The organism is Bacillus sp. FSL R5-0447 (assembly GCF_038606125.1).
In the GTDB taxonomy this organism is placed as follows: Bacteria; Bacillota; Bacilli; order Bacillales; family Bacillaceae; genus Bacillus; species Bacillus velezensis.
On record NZ_CP152012.1, the window covers coordinates 270,909 to 295,629 of the forward strand.

Genomic DNA, 24,721 nt, shown 5'->3' on the forward strand with positions numbered 1-24,721 from the left:
ATGGCTAGTTCTTCTTCATTATCCTTTTTTTAAAAAAAGTGTTTGTACGGGTCTATATCATTAAAAAATGGTTTTTGCTGCCGATAAATAAACTGTCAGACTACAACAACAATTATTGGTGAGCGGTATTGCCTGTGATGCAGTTTAACATAAAAATCCACCGAAAGCCTCTGCTGTTTTAATTCAGTGAATGATTTGAATTTTGATATCAATTGAAGGAGTTTTTGTTATGACAAAAAGTATAAAGGGAGATAAAGACAGTATTGGTGAGTTAAAAACTGAAGAGCATTTTTTAGTGGCAAGTAAACCTTCTAAAGAAAAAAGAATGAAAAATCTTACATATAAATTGTCACAGCAATTAAGCGATAAGCTGAATGTATACTGCAATGGATCGGATGAACGTCTGCATATCGTATTAACAGCGGCACTGACTTTGTTAATAAATCAATATACAGAAAGACAAAATATTGTAATCAAAACTCCTGTTTTCAAAAAGAACAGAACGATTGATTGTGAGCAAGAAATTTTGACTCTTAAAAATGCTGTTCATGGTGAAGACCTATTAAAAGAGATCATACATAAAGTCGAATTCACCGTAGAACAGGCATTGGAAAGCCCCCAAAATAATTCTCGAACAAGTGATAAAATGACTGGCCTTCCTTTTGATGTCATGATAGTCCTTGAAAATATTCAAGAATACATACTTAATCAAGAAAATCCCGCTATTCATATCCTATTTTCGTTTATGAACCAGAAACAATACATAGAGACAGTCATACACTATAACGAATGCCTCTATTCTCAAAATATGATAAAAGATTTGTCACTGCGATTTCAGATGATCCTTGAAGCTATGATAACTCCTGAAAATATCAGAGTGAAAGATATGAGATTCCTGAAAGAAAAAAATAAGCAAAAGAAAATCTTTGGCTGGGAAGACAATTATTCGAAAATTGGAACAATTTCGGAGGTGTTTGAGCAGCAGGCTGATGAATATTCGGATAAGACTGCTTTGGTACTAGAAAACTCTTCAATGTGTTACGCAGAACTTAATCACCGTGCGAACCAGCTGGCACGGTATCTTCAGGAGTGCGGAGTAAAACGGGGAGACCTTGTCGGAATTGCTTTAGAACGCTCTTTTGATTTGTATATTAGTATTCTGGCAATATTAAAGTCAGGCGGTGCTTATGTGCCGTTAGACCCTCAATATCCGAAGCAAAGACTATCATTCTTAATCGAAGATTCAGGTGTAGAGTTGCTGATTACAAACGAAAGCATTCAGTCACAACTCCCGCCTCACGGGGACGGCGTAATCTGTTTGGATGGTATGAAAGAAGAAATTGAAAAGATGGATGGATCTAATATTGGCATAAAAGGTTCCTTGGATGACCTGGCTTATGTCATGTATACGTCAGGCTCAACGGGACTGCCTAAAGGAGTAAGTATTGTTAACCGCGGTGTGATTCGGCTGGTGAAGGAGACTGATTATGCGGTATTTGATGAGAATCAAACGTTTCTGCAATTAGCTTCTGCTGCTTTTGACGCTTCTACCTTCGAGATCTGGGGCTGTTTATTGAATGGGGGATGTCTGGCTATAATGCCTCCGGGAATACCGACGGCTGATGATATTGCAGAAGCTGTGAAAAAATATAACATTACGACTCTTTGGCTGACGGCCGGTTTATTTTCTCTAGTAGTTGATCAGCAGTTAGAATCATTAAAAGGACTTCAGCAATTATTAGTAGGCGGAGATGTGGTTTCCGTTCCGCATGTTCAAAAAGTATTAGCGCTTGGAAAGGTACAAGTAATTAACGGATATGGGCCGACAGAGGGAACGACCTTTACCTGTTGTTTCCCGGTCCCTCATGATTGGAAAGGCAGTATGCTTCCTATAGGGAGGCCTATTTCTGGTACAGAAATATTCATTTTAGATTCGCAATTAAAACCGGTAGCGCCGGGAATTCCTGGTGAGCTGTTTATTGGCGGAGATGGGCTGGCGCGAGAGTATTGGCGACGGCCTGATTTAACGAAGGAACGGTTTATATCACACCCTTTCAATAATGATCCTTCAGCACGTCTTTATAAAACAGGAGACTTAGTGCGTTATTTAGAAAATGGCGATGTGGAGTTTATTGGACGGCGGGACGAGCAAGTCAAAATCCGCGGTTTTAGAATCGAGCTTGGGGAGATAGAAGCCCGATTGATCAATCATACAGAAATTAAAGAAGCGGCAGTAACAGTAAATCATAATGGTGATGAAGATTTATATATCTGTGCTTATTACACTTCAAATCATAAAATCGCAAAGATTGAATTGCAGCACTTTCTGAGAGACTTTCTTCCGGAATATATGATTCCATCGTACTTCAAACAAATGGAAAACATGCCTTTGACGGTAAATGGGAAAATTGACAGACGGGCACTTCCTAGACCTGATATATCTCAAATGTCCGAAACAAAATATGAAGCGCCGACAAATGAAACGGAGAAAAAACTTTCGGAGATTTGGGAAGCTGTACTTGGCAGGGAACGCGTCGGTATAGATGAGAATTTCTTTGAAACCGGCGGTCATTCACTAAAGGCTTCTATGTTAATTTCCCGCATCAGAAAAATTTTCGGTACGGATATAAAGGTGAAGGAGCTTTTTGAACAGCCTACCATCAAACAGCTGAGCCGTCTTATTCAAAAGCGGGATAAACAGAATTATCCGGTCATCAGTAAAGCGAGGAAGCAGTCTTATTATCAAGCATCATCTGCTCAGAAAAGAATGTTTGCCCTTTGGGAGACGGATAAAGACAGTATCGTTTATAACTTGCCGATTATGATCGAACTAAATGGAAAATTAGATGTAAAAAAAGCCGAATCAGTTTTACAAGAGATTATTGGCAGACACGAAGCGTTACGGACAAGTTTCGATGTTGTAAGCGGCGATGTGGTTCAGATTATTCACGATACATGGGAGCTCGAATTTGATTATCAGAAGCTGCCGTCTAATGGGATACGACCATATGTGAAGCAGTTTATCAGACCCTTTCATTTGGACAAAGCACCGTTAATCAGAGCCGGACTCATAACGTATGAAGACCGGAATCTGCTGCTGCTGGATGTTCATCATATCGCTGCGGACGGTGTATCGGTTGGAATAATCCGCAAAGAATTCAATGCGCTGTATGCGGGTCATAAACTAAAACAGCCGCCGCTGCAATATAAAGATTATTCAGAATGGCAAGTAAGCTCAGGAACAAAAGAGGCGTTAAAGGAACAAGAGGAGTATTGGCTTAAGCGGTTAAGCGGAGATCTGCCGATTCTCAATCTGCAGACTGATTATGAGCGGCCGAGAGTCAAAAGCTTTGAAGGAAGCCGAATCAGCTTTATGGCCGATGAAAGGTTAACATCAAGCTTAAAGTCGGTGGCGAAAGAAACAGGAACAACTTTGTACATGGTGCTGCTGGCGGTATATAATGTCATGCTTTCAAAATACAGCGGCCAGCAGGATGTGATCATCGGAACAGCAGAGTCCGGAAGGTCAGACACCGAACTGGAGAATACGGTGGGGATGTTCGTCAATACCGTCGCCATAAGAAATTTTCCTGAGGAACATAAAACATTCAGAGCGTTTTTAGAAGAGGTCAAACATCATACGTTAAAAGATTTTGAGAATACAGATTACCAATTTGAAAATATTGTTCAAAAACTCGGGGTAAAAAGAGATTCGAGCCGGAACCCGCTGTTTGATGTCATGTTTACTTTTGAGAGTAAGGATTACGGATTCGGAGGAAATGAAGAGACAGCAGAATCAAATTTACTAGTATCTGAGGTCAATATATCAAGATTTGATTTAACGTTAACTGCAATGGAAACCGATAAAGGCGTTAACTTCCAATTGGAATATTGCAATCATTTATTCAGGAAAGACACAGTCGAAAGAATGGGTGCTCATTATAACCAGCTTTTACAACAGGTTGTATCAGAACCGGACACGGCAATCTGCAGACTGAATATGATAACGGATGATGAGAAACATAAACTGCTTTATGTATTCAATGATACAGCAGCCGACTTCCCGCATAATAAGACAATCCATCAATTGTTTGAAGAACAAGCGGAAAAGACACCGGAAAGAATAGCGGCAGTGTATGAAAATAATAAAGTAACTTATAAAGAACTTAACGAAAGATCAAATAGTCTGGCGAGAACACTAATGAAAATGGGGTTGAAAAAAGAGTCAATAGTAGGTATTGTTGCTGACAAATCATTAGAGATGGTGTTAGGCATATTGGGTGTGCTGAAGGCGGGAGGCGCATTTTTGCCAATTGATCCGGGATATCCTTCTGAGAGAATCAAATACATGATTGAAGACAGCGGTTCTGACATTTTATTAGTGCAGAATAGTCAGGCTGATAATATCCCGTTTGACGGGAAGGTTATTGATTTAACAGATAGTTCTCTTTACTCCGGAGATCGGCATAACCTGCCAATGATGAGTTCCGCAGAACATCTTGCTTATGTCATTTATACTTCTGGAACGACTGGAAAACCAAAGGGTGTAACGATCCGGCATATCGGAATCAGTAATCTCAAAAGTGTCTTTGAACATGATATGAATATCAATTACCGGGATAAAATTATTCAATTTGCAAGTTTTTCATTTGATGCATCAGTGTGGGAAATCAGTATGGCACTGTTGACCGGAGCGGAACTACACATCCTTTCAAGTCAAGTCATCAATAATTATACATTATTTGAAGAGTATATTAACCGGCATGACATTACTGTAGCCACTTTGCCGCCCGTATACATCAACCATATAAATATAAACGGATTATCAGCTTTAAGGCTCTTAATTACTGCTGGTTCTCAGATATCTACAAAAACCTTGAACCGGATCGTGAATAAAATAGACTATATTAATGCCTACGGTCCAACTGAAACGACAATCTGCTCTACAATGTGGAGATACTCAGAAGCTGAGAGGGCGATGGCAAAGACCATTCCTATCGGTAAGCCGATCAGAAATCTGAAAGCCTTCATAATTGATCACAACAACAATCTTGTGCCTATTGGTTTAGCGGGAGAATTGTGTGTGTCGGGTGACAGCTTAGCAAGAGGATATCTCAATAAAGAGAAAATGACGCGTGAGAAGTTTATTGATCATCCATTTGAGTCCGGAACTAAAATGTACCGAACAGGAGACTTGGCAAGGTGGCTTCCTGACGGAAACATAGAATTTTTGGGGAGAATTGATAATCAAGTCAAAATCAGAGGCTTCCGGATTGAAACTGATGAAATAGAAAGCCAGCTTCTGAAAATAAGCGGGATAAAAGAAGCAGTTGTTATAGATAAGTGCGACCTTCACGGTGACAAATACCTTTCTGCTTTTGTAACCGCAGAATATAAAATATCCGGAGCAGCTTTGAGGGAGCAATTGGGTGACATTTTGCCGCAATATATGATTCCCGGTGTCATCATCCAGGTTGAACAGCTGCCTCTCACACCAAATGGGAAAATTGACAGGAAAGCACTTGCTGAAATAGAAGAGCCTAAACATATAAAGGAGCACCTTGAAGCACCCCGTTCCGAAGTCGAACAGATTCTGGTAAATGTTTGGTCGGAAGTTCTGAAAATTGATGATATTGGTATTAATGATAATTACTATGAGCTGGGTGGAGACTCAATAAAATCTATACTGATTGTATCAAAGCTTCAAAAATACAGTCTCAGTCTAGAGGTAAAAGATCTTTTGCAGTATCCGCAAATAAAAAACCTCAGTAAACACGTGAAATTATATAAAGCTCAAACAGATCAGAGCCCGGTTAGCGGGAGAACTGAACTGGCACCGATACAAAAGTGGTTTATAGAGAATGACTTTGCGGACATACACCACTTTAATCAGGCATTCATGTTTCAAATGAAAGAAAAAATAAATGAACACGCTCTGGCAAAGACATTTGAATTATTAGTAAAGCATCATGATGCTTTGAGGTTGATATATACAGCCGAAAATGACGAAATAAAACAAGAAGTCAGAGATGTCCAAGCCGCCCGGGATACTTTTACTCTGGACATATATGATCTGCTTGCTGATACGGATTACAAAAATACAATAGAAAAACTTGCCGATCAGTTACAAAGCGGAATGGATCTTGAAAAAGGGCTTTTAATGAAACTTGGTTTATTTCGAACAATGAGGGGCGATTATCTACTTATTGCTATACATCATATGGTGATTGACGGAGTCTCTTGGAGAATTCTGCTTGAAGATATGGAGCAGGTCTACAACAATCTGCAAAAAGGAGAGCCGGCCGTTCTTCCGCCGAAAACGGCATCCTTTCAAGAATGGACACGTAAATTGGCGGAATATGCAAACGGAAGTGAGATAAGAAAGGAACTTCGGTATTGGGAGAATATCGAAAAAACGAAGATTAAAGAAATTCCGAGAGATTTCAATAAAACTGACAGTGTATATAAGGAAAGCCGCACCATTACTGTCAGTCTTACAAAGCAGTTAACTGATAAGCTCCAGAGGAATACAAATGCAGCTTATAACACACAGATTAATGACATCTTGCTTTGTTCACTGGGAATGGCAGTAAAAGAATGGACGGGACTTGACAAGGTTTTAATCGGTCTGGAAGGCCACGGAAGAGAGAACATATTAGAAAACATTTCAATAGAAAGAACCATCGGCTGGTTCACCTCACTATTTCCGATCGTGCTGGATATGGAGCACAGTGATGATCTGCCTTATTGCATAAAAAATACGAAAGAGTATTTAAGAAGAATACCTCATAAAGGTATTGGTTACGGAATTATTAAATACTTGACGGCACGGGAACATAAAAAAGACATCAGTTTTACGATAAAGCCCGAGATCGGGTTTAACTATCTGGGAGAAATCTCTCAAAAAAAGCGGGCTGTTTTTCAGCATGCAGATATATCATCTGGTACAAGTGTTTCTTTATCTAATAAAAAATTGAATGCCATCGAAATCAACAGCTTTATTATGGACGGTCAACTGCAGTTGGAATTTAACTATAGTACGAAAGAGTTTAAAGAAGAAACAATTAAGACATTAACCGAATCCTATATAAACCGGTTAATCGATATTATTCAGCATTGCGAAATGAAAAAAATTCCTGAAAAAACACCCTTTGACTATGGAGATCTGGATTTATCCATTGGAGATTTGGAGCAGATTTTATCAAGCGGAAAAGAGATAGAGAAAATCCACTCCCTGACTCCTATGCAGAGCGGGATGCTTTATCATGCATTGCTTGATCCGTTTTCACAAGCCTATTTTGAACAGCTTACATTTTCTTTATCCGGTCAGCTTGATATTGGCAGATTAAATACAGCTTTTAATATGCTGATCGAGAAGTATGAAATATTAAGAACATGCTTTTTTCATGAAGGACTAAGTAAGTTTAAACAGGCTGTTCTAAGAGAGAGAAAAGTTAAAATTGAATTTGAAGATATCAGCACTTTCTCGGAATATCAAAAGAAAGTCCGGCTTAAAGATGTCCAGTTTAAAGACAGGGGAACGAGATTCGATTTGACGAATGATTGCTTAATAAGAGTAACCGTATTAAAAACTGATGAGAAAGAATATAAACTGCTGTTCAGTTTTCACCATATTATTATGGATGGCTGGTGTATGAGTTTAATAATGAATGATATAAAAACTATTTATACGTCATTAAAAGAAGGAAGAGAGACAGTGCTTCAGCATACCGAGCCTTACAGCACCTACTTAGAATGGCTGGATAATCAGGACAAAAGTGCCGCATTAGAATATTGGGGGGATTATCTAAATGAATATGAGCAGCAAGCCGGTATTCCAAAGTTCTGCTGATGAGGGCGGTTTCAATAATAGGAAGAAAACATTCATTATTGATGAAACATGTACTTCGATGTTGAAAGCTGCAGCTGATCAATATCACATTACTTTAAGTGCATTGATTCAGACTGCATGGGGAGTTCTTTTGCAGAAGTATAACAACGTGAATGATGTTGTGTTTGGTGCGGTTATTTCCGGAAGACAATGCAGAGTGCAAGGCATAGAAAAAATGGTGGGGTTATTTATCAATGCGGTTCCTCTGAGAGTAAAAGGCGATGGTGATACGGTATTTATAGCATTAGCCCAAAAGCTGAACAGTGACTTTATCAAAGCGAATACATCATACGGTTACAGTTCTTTAGCGGATATACAAGCTCTTACAAAGATGAAAGAGAAACTGATCAACCATATGCTGGTTTATGAAAATTACCCTGTTGATGACTATGGCAAGGCGGTCGATGATACAACTGATGCTTTAAGGATTACAGATATGGAAGTGTTTGAACAGACGAACTATGACTTTGGGCTGGTTATTATTCCAGGCAGCCAAATCAAAGCAGAGATGACGTATAACAATAATGTTTATCGTGAAGATATCATTAATCGTATAGGTGTTAATTTCTGTCATGTATTAAAGCAAGTGGCAACTGATCCTACGCGTGTCCTGAAAGACATCAGCGCTGTAAATGAAGAAGAGCGCGGAATGCTCCAGGAGTTTAATAAGCAGTCCTCTAATTATACCGTGAATAAAACGATACAAGACCTTTTTGAAGAACGAGCGGAAAAGACACCTGACCAAACAGCGGCTGTCTATGCAGGAAAGCATATCACTTATAAAGAGCTAAACGAAAAGGCTAATCAAGTTGCAACATTATTAATGGAAAAAGGGGCAGGAAAAAACAGCATTACGGCTATGATGATCCGTCCTTCAGAATATTCAATGATTGGGATACTGGGAATTTTAAAAACCGGAAGTGCGTTTCTGCCTATTGATGATGAATCACCGGTCAGTCGGATAAATCATATTTTAAAAGATAGCAAAGCTGATATCCTCATTACAGATTTGTGCTTTTTAGCTGATAAAAACATTGCGGCGGAATGTTTGGATATTACGGATAAATCGATTTATACCAGCCAAAATACATCAAACCCTGATGTTCAGTATGATCTCGAGGACGAGGTATATGTTATATATACCTCGGGTACTTCGGGAAAACCGAAGGGGGTGAAGGTGAAAAATAAATCATTAGTTAATTATTCATTATGGGTATGTGATCAAATAAACATAAATTCTGACAGCAGGTCGTTAGTGACGTCAAAATATAGTTTTGACTTATGCTATACCAGTATATTTCCGGTTTTATCCGGTGGCGGACAAGTCCACTTTGTTGATAAAGAAGTGTATCTTCACTCTCTATCATTAATAGAATATATTCATAAAAATAGTATTACATATCTTAAAATGACACCTACTTTATTTTCAACATTGATGGAGGATGTTGACATGCTGGCGTCTTGTCCTGATTTAAAAGTTATCATACTGGGCGGCGAAAGCATAAACATCGGCAACGTCAAAATGCTCGCTGAAAAATGCAGATGGATGAAGTTTATTAACCATTACGGGCCGACCGAAAGCACTGTTGGCTGTATTGCACATAGCATTGATCTAGATCATATTCAAAACTGTGAAATATACAATAAAATAGGAAGACCAATTCACGGCATTAATATCTATATTGTGGATCGTTCAGATCAACTGGTCCCTGTGGGAGCACCCGGTGAGATTTGTATCAGCGGGGTAGGTTTAGCATCGGGATATGTCAATAATGAAGAATTAACGAATGAAAAATTTATTGATAATCCTTTTCATCCCGGAGCAAAAATGTACAAAACAGGAGACCTTGGCAGATGGATGCCGGATGGAAATATAGAATTTTTAGGCCGGATTGACAACCAGATCAAAATCAGGGGTTTTAGAGTTGAAATCGGTGAGATCGAAAACCAACTATTACAGCTGGAAGGTATAAAAGAAGCCGCGGTTGTTTATATAGAGGAGAAATATCTTTCTGCATATATTACTGGGGACATTGAGATGGAAGGCTCGTTCGTACAGGAGAAATTGGCACAGGCTCTTCCGAAGTATATGATTCCGAGTTTCATAATACAACTGAAAGAGCTGCCTCTTACAGCTAACGGAAAAATCAATCGAAAAGAACTGCCTCTTCCTGACTTGCAACGGTTGTCAGTACCTCGATACGAAGCTCCGGCAAATGAAACGGAAGAAAAACTAGCTGAAATTTGGAAAGAAATGCTTGGGCATAAACGGATCAGTATAAATGAAGATTTCTTCGAACTGGGCGGACATTCTTTAACAGCTGCGTTCACTATTTCCCGCATCAGAAAAACTTTCGGTACGGATATAAAGGTGAAGGAGCTTTTTGAACAGCCTACCATCAAACAGCTGAGCCGTCTTATTCAAAAGCGGGATAAACAGAATTATCCGGTCATCAGTAAAGCGAGGAAGCAGTCTTATTATCAAGCATCATCTGCTCAGAAAAGAATGTTTGCCCTTTGGGAGACGGATAAAGACAGTATCGTTTATAACTTGCCGATTATGATCGAACTAAATGGAAAATTAGATGTAAAAAAAGCCGAATCAGTTTTACAAGAGATTATTGGCAGACACGAAGCGTTACGGACAAGTTTCGATGTTGTAAGCGGCGATGTGGTTCAGATTATTCACGATACATGGGAGCTCGAATTTGATTATCAGAAGCTGCCGTCTAATGGGATACGACCATATGTGAAGCAGTTTATCAGACCCTTTCATTTGGACAAAGCACCGTTAATCAGAGCCGGACTCATAACGTATGAAGACCGGAATCTGCTGCTGCTGGATGTTCATCATATCGCTGCGGACGGTGTATCGGTTGGAATAATCCGCAAAGAATTCAATGCGCTGTATGCGGGTCATAAACTAAAACAGCCGCCGCTGCAATATAAAGATTATTCAGAATGGCAAGTAAGCTCAGGAACAAAAGAGGCGTTAAAGGAACAAGAGGAGTATTGGCTTAAGCGGTTAAGCGGAGATCTGCCGATTCTCAATCTGCAGACTGATTATGAGCGGCCGAGAGTCAAAAGCTTTGAAGGAAGCCGAATCAGCTTTACGGCCGATGAAAGGTTAACATCAAGCTTAAAGTCGGTGGCGAAAGAAACAGGAACAACTTTGTACATGGTGCTGCTGGCGGTATATAATGTCATGCTTTCAAAATACAGCGGCCAGCAGGATGTGATCATCGGAACAGCAGAGTCCGGAAGGTCAGACACCGAACTGGAGAATACGGTGGGGATGTTCGTCAATACCGTCGCCATAAGAAATTTTCCTGAGGAACATAAAACATTCAGAGCGTTTTTAGAAGAGGTCAAACATCATACGTTAAAAGATTTTGAGAATACAGATTACCAATTTGAAAATATTGTTCAAAAACTCGGGGTAAAAAGAGATTCGAGCCGGAACCCGCTGTTTGATGTCATGTTTGTACTTGAAAATGCAGATTACGGTATTGAAAATCACTTGGATCCAAATCCGGAAGAGCATATTCAAACCGAGATCAATATTTCAAAATTCGATCTAACGCTAACCGCGACGGAAATTGATAAAGGAATCAAGTTCCACTTGGAATACTCCAGTCAATTATTTGAAAAAGAAACAGCCGAGAGAATGGGTGCCCATTTTACGAAGCTTTTACAAAGTGCAGCTGCCGGCCTAGATCAGCCTTTAATGAAATTGGATATGATTCCTGAACAGGAGAAGCACACATTGCTCCATATATTCAATGACACGGCAGCTGAATTTCCGCGAAATAAAACGATTCATCAATTATTTGAAGAGCAGGCAGAAAAAACACCTGAACGTATTGCGGCTGTCCAAGAAGATACGCTATTAACCTATAAAGAACTAAACGAGAAATCAAACAGCCTGGCTAATCTTTTGAGACAAAAAGGAATTAGAGAAAACAGCATTGTCGGAATCATGACAGAGAGATCTTTTGAGATGATCATCGGAATTATCGGGGTGCTGAAAGCAGGGGGAGCGTATTTGCCGATAGATCCTGAATATCCTGATGAAAGAGTAAATTACATGCTGAAAGACAGTGATGCAAACATTCTCCTAATTCAAAACGGATTGTCAGGTGGTATTACATTCAATAAAGAAATTTTATCATTAAGCGATCCTGCTCTATATATGCATAACAGAAGTAATCTGCCGAATGTCAGTTGCCCGGAAGACCTTGCCTACATGATTTATACTTCAGGGACTACAGGGCTGCCGAAGGGCGTCATGGTAAAACATAAAGGCGTGGTAAATTATATTCATTGGGCAAATAAGATATATGTAAATGATGAAGATATTGATTTTCCTCTGTATTCTTCTATTTCTTTTGACTTAACGGTTACTTCAATTTATACACCGCTTATTTCAGGAAATAAAATTATTATTTATGAGGGACCGGACAAGGCTCTTCTGATCAGAAGAATTATAGAAGAAAATAAAGCGGATATTATTAAGCTAACGCCGACGCATTTGAGATTGCTGGAGAATGTAGATTTAAGTACGTCAAAGATAAAAAAAATAATCGTCGGCGGGGAAGAGCTGAAAACCGGGCTTGCAAAAAAGATACACGGTGCATTTAACGGTCATGTCAAAATCTACAATGAATACGGCCCGACAGAGGCTACAGTCGGGTGTATGATTCATCAATATCATATTGAAAGAGACAATGGCAATGCAGTATCAATAGGCAAACCTGCGGATAATACTAAGCTTTATATATTAGGAAAACAATTGGAATTACTTCCTTTAGGGGCAGCCGGGGAACTTTGTGTCAGCGGAGAAGGGCTTGCGGACGGATATAAAAATAAAGCGGGCTTGACGTCAGAAAAATTTGTAGATAACCCCTTTGAACCCGGGGCTAAGTTATACAGAACAGGGGATATGGCAAAATGGATGCCGGACGGGACAATTGATTATTTAGGAAGAATTGATGATCAAGTCAAAATCAGAGGGTATCGTATTGAAACGGGAGAAATAGAGAACCGGCTTCTGAAAATGAGTCACATAAGAGAGGCTGTTGTTGTAGCGAGAGATGACCAACATGGGGATAAATATCTCTGCGGTTATGTTACTTCCGACAAAAAAATAGATGTTTATGCTTTAAAAGAAAATCTGTCTAAAGAATTACCGTTATTTATGGTGCCAAGTTATATCTTCCAGATTGAAAAAATGCCGTTAAGTTCAAACGGAAAAATAGATACGAAATCATTGCCGATTATAGATATTGCGGATGTATTGGAGTCTGCATATGAAGCACCGCGGAATAAAAAGGAACAAATTCTCGCATGCGTATGGGAGAAAGTTCTGGGGATGAAATCAATCGGGATTAACTATAACTATTACGAGATCGGCGGAGACTCAATTAAATCCATTTTAGTAGTTTCCGAACTCCAAAAATACGGCTTAAAACTTGAAGTCAGAGATTTAATGAAATATCCGCACATAAAAGACTTGAGTGCTCACGTAAAATCAGCTGATATACAAGCAGATCAGTCGATTGTAGAAGGAGACGTTGATCTGACACCGATTCAAAAATGGTTTATAGAACAGAGATTTGAACAAGAAAACCACTATAACCAAGCCTTTATGCTTTACAAAAAGTCCGGCATAGAAGAAAAAGCAATCGAAACGGCCTTTTTGGAATTGGTGAGGCATCATGATGCCCTCAGGATGCAGTTTAAAAAGGAAAACGGTGAAATTAAGCAATGGAATAGGGGCATTAAACAGGCAAAAGAAACATTTACTTTAGACGTATTTGATATGACACAAACAGAAGATCCAGCCATGGCAATTGAATCACTGGCTGACCGTATGCAGAACGAATTGAGCTTGGAAAAGGGGATTTTAATAAAACTGGCGGTATTTAAAACCAAAAACGGAGATCATCTTCTATTAACCATTCATCATATGATCATTGACGGAGTATCTTGGAGAATCCTATTGGAAGATTTTGAAACAGCTTATCTTCAAACAGTTAATGGGAACAAGGTGGAGCTGGAAACTAAAACAGCATCGTTCAAAGAATGGGCGCGTCAATTGAAAGAATATGCAAACAGCAAGGCTCTTCAAAAGGAAGCTGGGTACTGGGAGACCATAGAAACGGCTATTATTGAACCTCTTCCAAAGGATTTCATTGCCGAAAGCTGCTCTTATGAAGATAGTAAAGAAATTAAAATTGAATTAACAGAGGATCAAACAAAAACACTTTTAAGAAATACAAATGCAGCATATCATACACAAATTAATGATATATTGCTTTGCTCACTGGGACTTGCAGCCAAAGAATGGACCGGCAACGAGAAGATCCTTGTGAATCTTGAAGGGCACGGCCGTGAAAGTGTTATAAAAACCCCGGTCCATCGCACAATAGGCTGGTTTACGACAATATACCCAATTGTTCTCGATATGACAGAAAGTAATAGTTTATCAAGCTCCATTAAGTATACAAAGGAAATGCTTAGACATATCCCCCAAAACGGGATTGGTTACGGAATACTCAGATATTTGTCGGACTCGGTTCACCTTCAATTAAAACCTGATATCAGTTTTAACTACTTGGGTGAATTTGGCCAAGAAGATCGCAGCAACCTATTTCAAATATCACCTTTGTCCGCCGGAACGAGCATATCTGGAAGAAATAAAAAGACACATAGTATAGAAATAAATGGATATATCATGGATGGCAGGCTGATGTTTTCGTTCAATTACAGTGCAAACCAATATAAACGAGAGACGATTGAGCAATTTACGAAAGCCTATCAATTGAAAATAAATCAGATCATAGAACATTGTGTGAATAAGAAAATATCTGAGAAAACCCCATGGGATTATGGGGATCCCGATCTTCAAATAGAGGAGTTAAATCAAATTCTTGCAAGCGGTGCTGAAGTAGAAAAAATTCATTCTCTTTCACCGATGCAGGAAGGCATGCTGTATAACGCTGTGATTGACCATCAATCTAGCGCTTATTTCGAACAAAGTGAAATAACAGTTGAAGGAAATCTGAATACAGAAGTTCTCAGTGACGCATTAAACAGACTGATTGCTAAATATGAAATATTAAGAACGTCATTTTTCTATAACGGTTTCCGTGTATTTAAACAAGCCATTTTAAAAGAAAGAAAACTAAACATTCAATATCATGATATCAGCCAATGGGAGGAGCAGAAGAAGGATGCCTTTGTAGGGCAATTCAAGGTGAGAGACAGGAATACTCCGTTTGATCTGAACAAAGATTGTCTGATCAGAGTATCGGTGATCAAGCTGGGAAGAAATAAATTTAAAGTCATATACAGTTTCCACCACATTATTTTGGATGGCTGGAGTGTCGGTATTCTGTTAAAAGAGCTTATGGATCTATACGGTGACGTGGCTGAAGGGAAAAAACTCCTTCAAGAAACACCTGTACCGTACAGTCGTTATCTTGAATGGCTTGATCAGCAGGACAAGGACCGTGCATTTGAATATTGGAAGGAATACCTTTCTGCATATGAACAAGAGATCTCATTTCCGGAACTGGAATTGAAATCTGACGAGTATCAGCATGATCAAAAACTGGGAGCGCTTAACGGTGAAACCGCCGCCAAGCTGAAAAAAATCGCTGAGTCAAACAGCATTACATTAAATTCTATCGTTCAAACAGCATGGGGGATATTGCTGCAGAAATATAACAATACAAATGATGTGGTATTTGGTTCCATTGTTTCAGGCAGACCGAGTGAGATAAACGGAATTGAAAATATGGTCGGCTTATTTATAAATGCAGTGCCAATCAGAGTGAAAAGAGAACGTGATACATCATTTATTTCATTGGCTAAACAAATAAATAAAGACTTTATTGAAGCGAACGAATACAGTTATTGTTCTCTGGCAGACATACAGTCTTTGACAAGTATGAAAAATAAATTAATCAATCACGTAGTCGTGTATGAAAATTACCCGTTGAATGAGGATCTTTTCCAAGATTCAGCCCGTTCGAGTGTAAAAATAACTGCTGAACATGGGTTTGAACAAACCAACTATGATTTAGAGCTTTTAATTGCTCCCGGTGACGAATTGCATATGAAAATCACATATAACGCCAGTGTTTACAGTAAAGAAACGGTAAGTTCAATCTTGGATAACCTGGTTAGCGTTTTACAGCAGGCAGCGGCTGATCATGAAGTAATGGTTTCTCAGATCGATATGGTAAATGAGACAGAGAAACAAAAGCTGGTGAAAGAATTCAACTGCACGGAATTATCATATAAGAAAGAAAAGACGTTACAAGAGCTTTTCGAAGAGCAAGTTGTAAGGACACCTGATGCAATCGCTCTGGAATGGAACGGAGACTTCCTGACCTATAAGGAGCTGAATAATAAGGCAAATCAATTGGCACGAGCCCTCAGGGAAAACGGCATCAAAGAGAATGTTGTGGTTCCTATTTTGGTAAGAAGGTCTTTCCGATTGATTATAGGAATATTAGGAATACTAAAGGCAGGGGGATGTTACTTACCGCTTGATCCAGATTATCCGGCAGACAGGATCAATTATATGCTGAAAGACAGTAAAAGCGGCCTGCTGTTAACTGAGGAAGGACTTCCAAATGAATTAACGTACAGCGGAACTGTATTTAACATAGATTCAGAGGATTTATTACATCACTTGGAGACGAACATTGATGTTATTAACAGGGCCGAAGATTTAGCATATGTCATTTATACGTCGGGATCAACCGGAAAACCGAAAGGGGTCGCCGTAGAGCACCGTGCCGTTCATAACTTTATCAAGGGAATAACAGACAGGATCAGCTTTTCACAAGACAATGTCCTTCTTTCGGTCACCACGTGTTCATTTGACATATTCGGATTAGAGTCGCTGCTGCCTTTAACTCAAGGGCTGAAAGTTGTCATAGCCGGTGAAGCGGAACAAAGAGATCCGTACTTGTTAAACAAGATCGTTGTTGAGACTGATGTCAATACTATTCAGCTTACGCCATCCAGATTAAAGCTGATGCTGAGTGCAGAAAACAGCACGGAGAGTCTTCAGAAATTGAAGACCATCATGGTTGGGGGCGAGGTATTTCAACGGGAATTGTTATTTGAACTAAAAAAATATAAAAATCTGAAGATCTATAATATGTACGGTCCGACTGAGACGACGATTTGGTCTTCTGTGAAAGACTTAACCAATGAAAATAGTGTAAATATAGGCAAGCCGATTGCGAATACACAGATATATATTGTAGATCATGATGGAAACACTGTACCGCTCGGCAGTACTGGCGAATTATGCATTGCTGGAGCCGGAATGGCCAGAGGATATTTAGGAAAAGAAGATTTGACTGCGCAAAAGTTTGTAGACAATCCGTTTGTTAAAGGAACCAAGATGTATAAGACAGGAGATTTAGCAAGGTGGCTGCCAAATGGTGAACTGGACGTTATCGGAAGAATGGACAATCAGGTAAAGATCAGAGGGTATCGAATAGAATTGGGAGAGATTGAAAGCATAGTAAACCAACACGAAAAAGTTAAGGAATGTGTAGCTGCCGGAAAAACAAATTCCGCAGGAGTCCAAGATTTAGTTCTGTATTATGTGGCAGAAAGCACTGTATATCCTTCAGAATTTATTAAATTATTATCACCTGTGCTTCCTGAGTATATGATTCCGCAGATCTTTATGAAAATTGACCAAATTCCGCTGACAGCAAACGGAAAAATAAATGTCCTGGCACTGCCTGAACCTGTGATAGATAGAACAGGTTTTGACCGGCCTTTTGAGGAAGCGGTAACGGATGTACAAAAAAGTATCAGCCGTGTTTGGACCGATGTTTTAAAAATAGAAGAGCCTGGAATACATGATAACTTCTTTGAAGCAGGCGGTAATTCAATCAAAATCGTTGCAGTTTATAATGAGCTTCAGAAGCTGTATCCAAAACAAATTCAAATTGCTGACTTGTTTGCATATCCGACTATTTACAGATTGTCCGAATATATAGAATCAGCTATAGCCTTTGCGGAGATAGCAGTGTCCTTGGAAAAAGAAATCATTCCTATTACTTTACCGCTTGAATACATCTCGGAATCAACTGGACAAAGTCATACAGCCATGCACGAATATGCGGTAAATGCGAATTATTATGATGGTTTAAAAACAATATGCAATACCTACAAATATGATATTTCTCATGTTTTATTAGCGGGTTATGTATTTTTATTAGCTGATGTCAGCCAGCAAAACTTGGTTCATATCCAATTTTCGGGTCATGGAGATGATCGGATGAGTCAGCTGTCTTTTGATCTGTCTGATATCGAGAATTTTCACGATATTATTCGTATGGCGAAGGAGCAGATTGAGAATCAAGAGGATTCAGATCAATACGATTTGAATACTCACTATAAGAAATCAAGTTCGGCCCAAGATGTTTTTCCTCTTTTTTATATTAGTAATGAATCAAAAAAAGAGTACTCAGAATTATATGATCTGGTTTTTGCAGTTCATGAAAAGCCATCCGAAGCAGAAATCGTTTTTATATATAACCATCAGAAACTAAATGAGCACAAAATGAAGGATTTATTTTATAACTACATGAATTTGATTCAAGTGATTACAGCAGACAAAGCAGACAATTCAATATAAAGCGGCCGGTTCTGCCTTACATTTTGCTGATCGGCAGAATGTAAGGCAAATCAGGCATTATAGAGACTTTGGAGGTATTTAAATGTCGAAAATAGGTTTTTTATTTTCAGGACAAGGATCTCAATATGCAGGAATGGGCAAACGTTTATGTGACAATTTTATTATCGCTAAAAAAACGTTTGACGAAGCCAGTGATGCATTGGGATTTGACCTGAAGAAATTATGTATAGATGGAAGTGCCGCTGAGCTATCTCAAACAGAAAATACTCAGCCGGCCATCCTGGCAACAAGTATTGCACAATTCAGAATCTACATGGAAGAGGTCGGAAAAGAACCTGAATACATCGCCGGCCATAGTTTAGGAGAATATTCTGCCTTGGTTTGCAGTGACGTTTTGGATTTTCAGGACGCTGTAAAGCTGGTGAGAGCCAGAGGATTATTAATGAAAGAAGCTGCCGCACAAGGGACCGGAGCAATGGCTGTTATCAGGAACCTGGATGAAAGAATAGCAGAAGAAGAGTGCGAATCTCTCTCTTCAAGAGGAAAAACGATTGCTGTTTCTAACTACAATGGATATAAAGATGTTGTGGTATCCGGAGAAGCGGCAGCAGTTGAAGAGCTTAGTGAAACTCTTAAAGCCAGAGGAGCAGACATTTTTAAATTAAATGTAAGTGCTGCTTTTCATTCTCCGATCATGGGTTTTGCTGCGGAAAAATTCAGCCATGAGTTAAAAAAGTATGATCTCAGAACTCCAAAATACAAAGTTTTATCTAATGTGACGGCTCTTCCATATTCGGATAAACAGCAAATGGCTGACATACTGGGAACTCAAATCGTAAAACCGGTAAATTGGATGGGAATCATGAAGTATTTAGAAGCAAACCATACTGATACTGTGATTGAATTTGGGCCGAAATCTGTATTAAGGAATCTTGTAAGAAACAATATCGCTGACATCAAATCGTACAGCTACGACAAAGAAGAGGACGTGAAAATTATAAAAGAGACTCTTTTGAACGAATCTGTTTCACTGCAAGCCGGTTTTTCTATTATCTCGAGAAGTTTAGGGATCGCGGTTGCTACTAAAAATTACAACTGGAACAATGAGGAATACGCCAAAGGTGTAATCGAACCATATGAAAAAGTAGCTGCCATACAGGCTGAACTTGAAACATCAGGTCGTCAGCCGTCAAGAGAACAAATGCATATGGCAGTAGAAATGCTGAAGTCAGTGTTTCGAACCAAAAAAACCCCAATAGATGAACAGAAAAAAAGATTTAATCAATTATTTTCTGAAACAAACACAAAAAAACACTTTGAAGACTTTGAAGTTTGACAGGTATGATTACCTATCTAGTGATTCTCAGCGAGGTAAAAAAATGAAAACAGACTTTATAAGTTTAAGTAATTTAAAAGCGGCCGCTTTTACAAATCAAACTCTGAATGTAAAGAAACAAAAAAACGAGGAAGGGGCCAAAGACATTTCCGGAGATGACATTGCCATTGTCGGTTTATCATGCAGAATCGGCGAAGCCAATCACGTAAATGAATATTGGGATTTACTTTTACGAGGAAAAGAGTTCATCAGGGACATTCCGCTGAACAGAAAAAAAGATGCTGACCAGTCATTAAAAAACAGCGGAACCAAGTACAGTAAAGATGCAGCCTATACAAAAATAGCCTATATGGATGAGATTGATAAATTTGATTGTGACTTTTTCAGTATCCTTCCAAATGAAGCAAAGTTGATTGATCCCAGACAAAGATTATTTATTGAAACGGCCTGGAATGCATTGGAAGACGGGGGTTACGGCGGCGGAAAATTATGTGGGACAAATACGGGAGTATACATTGGACTCAGCAGTGACGGCTCAAATGAATACTTCAGATTGCTTGAAAAAGGAGATCAATCGTTACTCGGACTGGCTACCGCGGGTAACATTAAATCAGTTATCGCAAGCAGACTGTCATATATCTTGGATTTTAAAGGGCCAGCAATGGTAATCGATACTGCATGCTCTTCATCGCTTGTCGCCCTCCATACGGCTTGTCAGGCAATAAGAAATAAGGATTGCGATATGGCATTAGCCGGCGGAGTGAACATAAAAGTATTCCCCAAGACAATAGAGGAGAGCAGGTTAAATATCGGGAATTCTTCATCTGATTTTGCTGTAAGGACTTTCGATGATTCAGCTGACGGCACGAATAGCGGCGAAGGAGTCGCTGCCGTATTGCTGAAGCCGCTGGCCCAAGCGATTCGTGATCATGACCAGATCTATGCAGTCATTAAGGGGAGCGCTGTTAACCAGGACGGCAGCTCAGTAGGAATTACCGCTCCTAACGCAGCAGCTCAAGAACAAGTAATAGTAGATGCGTGGAAAAATGCAAAAATAGATCCTAAAACAATTACATATATTGAAGCTCATGGGACAGGGACCAAATTAGGGGATCCGATTGAAATAAATGCGTTGCAACGGGCTTTCAGAAAATATACAGACCGAAAACAGTTCTGTGCCGTATCTTCAGTCAAAACAAACATCGGGCATCTTGATAGTTTGGCGGGAATAGCGGGTTTAATTAAAGCGGTAATGGCATTAAAGCATAAAAAAATTCCGCCAAGTTTACATTTTAAAGTGCCGAACCGAAATATCAATTTTCATGAATCGCCTGTTTACGTCAATGACTCCGTTTCAGCATGGGAGAGCAGCGGAGTATACAGGTGCGGCATCAGCAGTTTTGGGCTGAGCGGTACAAACTGTCATGTCATTTTAGAAGAGGCACCCGCAGTTGAAAAAGTCGATCAATCCGTTTTATCTGAACATATTTTTACTGTTTCAGCTAGGACTAAAACATCACTCGCGCACTTGCTTACAGATCATATTGATTATTTAAAGAGAGAAACAGATGTGAATCTGGGAGATATATGTTATACAGCAAACACTGGGAGATTGCCAAACAAATACAGAATCGCTATGGTAATAAGCTCTGTCGCGGAACTGCTGGAAAAGCTGGAGTTTTTATCATGCTCTGAATGGAAAACGTATCGGGAGAAAAATATATACTTTCAATCGATAACAAATCAAACAAAGTTTATAGGAAAAACGCATACAGACAGTGTGCAGAATACTCAAACAATAAAAAATGTGATTCAAAGAGTCAGACAAAACGTCTCTAATATTTCAACCTCTGACTCACATATTTTATGTGAAATGTATTGTGATGGGGCGAATATCAACTTTGAAGATCTTTATAGCGAGATGAATTTTCAAAAGGTCAGCTTGCCGACATACAAATTCAGCGGAAAAAGATTATGGGCTGAGCCGGCTGCAGACGGCCCTTCAGCCGATGAGAAAAAACAATCTTTATTGAGCAATCTTGCAGTGCAGTCACTGAATCTGGAAGTGTATATATCCCATTTGAATGTCACTGATTATTGGTTTTTAAATGAACATAAAGTGAATGATTCTTACGTTATCCCTGGAACGGTTTATATAGAAACAGCTAGAGAAGCGGGAAGAAAATACTTTGGCGAACCTGTCGGCATTCTGTTAAAAGACGTTACGTTTTCAAATCAGTTAAAGGTAAAAGCAAATGAAGTTAAAGAAGTTCATACGATCATAAAGAAAAAGGACAGCGTTTTAGAGTTTAGTGTGATAAGTAAGTCCGGCGATAAATGGATAAAGCACGCGGAAGCGGTCATTGCGAAAGAAGAACCGGTACGGGAAACATATGACATTGAGGATTTAAAGAAAAGCTTCAATGCTGTCTATGCCATTCAACGTAATAATCATCCATTGACAGAAATAAACACCGATGAATACAAGTCGGTTTATCATATAGAAGATACGAATAGACCGGAAAGCATCGTTCAAGTCGGAGGCAGATGGAAATGCACCAATGCAATCTACAGAGACGACGACAGGCTTCTATGTGAATTGGAATTGCCGAAAGAATATGAGAGTGATTTCGTTCAGTTTTCGCTTCATCCTGCGATGATGGATTGTGCCGTTAATGCCGGGACATTCACGATAGATAACGAAACCTATCTCCCTTATTTTTATAAAGAATTTAAGATTTATGGCTCCGCTTCTAAAAAGTTTTACAGTTATATCAAGAAAAAGAGCCGAAGCAACGGAGAAACAGGAACGTTTCGCATCGTCCTGCTGAATGAGACTGGAGAAGTATTCGGTGAAATAAACAATTACATCGTAAAAAGGGTGCATAAAGCAGCTGAAAAGACTAAAAGAAACAATATATATCATAAGCTATCTTGGATAAGAGAAAGCGATCAATCACACGAGATGCGAGAAATTCATCATCCTATTTTATTATTTAAGAATAATGGCTGCAGTTTATCCGAGGAAATCATTCGAAGCTTAGAACTGGAAGGGAAAACTGTGATTGTCGCGGAACAGGGTGACTATTTCTCTAAAATCGGAAGCCATCATTATACAGTCAGTGATTCTCAAGAAGATTATGACTGTCTTGTAAAAACTCTTCAAAGTGAAAAGGTTTCTCAGATTGTCCATTTGATGTCTATCAGCGATGAGAAAGACAAAAACATATATCAGCTTCAGAAAAAAATATCCTCAGGGGTAGACAGTTTATTTTATTTAACAAAATCACTTGTAGAAAATACAAAAAATAACATAGAACTGATGCTGTTTGCAGACCTTGCACATCAAGTAAGCGGTGAAGAACCAGACATTAACCCGCATAACGCGGCATTTTTCGGTTTTGGAAAAGTAATTGAAAAGGAATATTCGCGTGTAAGTGTCAGATGCATAGATTTGGATCAAAATCTTATGGCGGAAAACATCATGTTTGAAATCAACTCAACAAAACAGTCAGAGCTTGTCGCTTACAGAGATCGGCATAAATACGTTCAAGAGCTCCAGACTGAAGACTTATCCGTAATTCGGGAAGGGAAAATAAGCATCAGAAAGAACGGTGTATATGTTATTACCGGCGGTATGGGCGGACTGGGATTAGAAATGGCCAAGTATTTATCATCAAAAGAAAATGTCCAATTAATCCTCATTGGACGCTCCGAGCAGCAGATCAACATGGAGAAGGGAAACAAAAAGAAAATCGATGCTCTAAAAGAAATAAAAGAAAGCGGTTCTAAGGTAGATTACTATAAGGCCGATGTCGCAAATGAAAGTGAAATGATTCATGTATTCGAGGAAATAAAGAGTAAATACAATACAATCCACGGTGTCATACATAGTGCTGGTGTTTCTGGAGATGGGTTTATTTTCAGAAAGGAAAAAAAAGTGTTTGATAACGTGCTCAGACCGAAAGTTAATGGAACATGGATATTAAACGAGCTGACAAAGCATGAGCATCTGGATTTCTTCATAATGTTTTCTTCTATCACAGCACTTGCGGGGAGTATGGGGCAGGCTGATTATACTGCGGCTAATGCCTACCTGGATTCCTTCGCAGAACGCAGACAGCGAAGAAGACCGGATGAAAAAACAGTTACGATTAATTGGTGCGGCTGGTCTGATGTGGGTATGCTTGCCGAATATATTGAAGAGCGTCAAAAGGCCGGAAACGAACATAAAGATGAAAACGGCTTTAAGACGATTACCTCAGCTGAAGCGATACGTGCCTTCGATGAAGTCATGCAAAAGGACATCCGGAATGTGATCATCGGGGAAATTGATCATCGGGTACTGGAATTAAATCAAGATCAAATTCAGTTCCGATTATCCCCGGATATTTTGACTTTTAAGGAGCAGGCGATTGTAAAAAAATCTGTTGAGTCGAAAACTGATCAGACATTTTGCTTCAGCGATATTGAAAATAAACTAATGAAAGCTTGGATAAAAGTTTTAGGCTTAGAACAAATCAGTATAACTGATAAATTTTATGATTTGGGCGGAGATTCAATATCCGCGATATATCTGGTAAAAGAAATAGAGAAAGAATGGCCTTCTCTCATTGATGTTTCTGATATTTTTACGTATCCCTCCATTAAGGAGATGTCAACCTACCTTGAATCCCACTTCAGTGATCAGAAGTCTTCTGACCGAATCCCTGAAGAAGACAATGAAGATGACCTGGATGCAATTTTGAATAAGCTGGCATCCGGAGAGATGGAAGTCAGCGAAGCAAATCAAATATTTCATCCAGACCGAAAATAA

4 protein-coding genes are annotated in these 24,721 nt (G+C 39.1%); all 4 read left to right on the forward strand.

The window, feature by feature from the left end; genetic code table 11:
• Positions 1 to 229 precede the first annotated feature (229 nt).
• The 4 genes from NYE68_RS01620 to NYE68_RS01635 all read left to right on the forward strand — a co-directional run bounded on the left by NYE68_RS01620 (position 230) and on the right by NYE68_RS01635 (position 24,721).
• Positions 230 to 7,852, forward strand: a complete 7,623-nt coding sequence (locus NYE68_RS01620; RefSeq protein ID WP_324636164.1) for a non-ribosomal peptide synthetase — start codon at positions 230 to 232, stop codon at positions 7,850 to 7,852.
• Positions 7,812 to 18,569 carry an amino acid adenylation domain-containing protein gene (locus NYE68_RS01625; RefSeq protein WP_342494034.1) on the forward strand — a complete coding sequence of 3,586 codons (10,758 nt, stop codon included), beginning with the start codon at positions 7,812 to 7,814 and terminating at the stop codon, positions 18,567 to 18,569. Before NYE68_RS01620 ends, NYE68_RS01625 begins: the two co-directional genes overlap by 41 nt.
• 82 nt (positions 18,570 to 18,651) lie before the next feature.
• Complete coding sequence (gene fabD / locus NYE68_RS01630) at positions 18,652 to 19,905, forward strand: ACP S-malonyltransferase (protein WP_033575111.1); 1,254 nt, start codon at positions 18,652 to 18,654, stop codon at positions 19,903 to 19,905.
• 43 nt (positions 19,906 to 19,948) lie between these two features.
• A complete protein-coding gene (locus NYE68_RS01635) occupies positions 19,949 to 24,721 on the forward strand; it encodes a type I polyketide synthase (RefSeq protein WP_053573787.1) in 4,773 nt (1,590 codons plus the stop codon).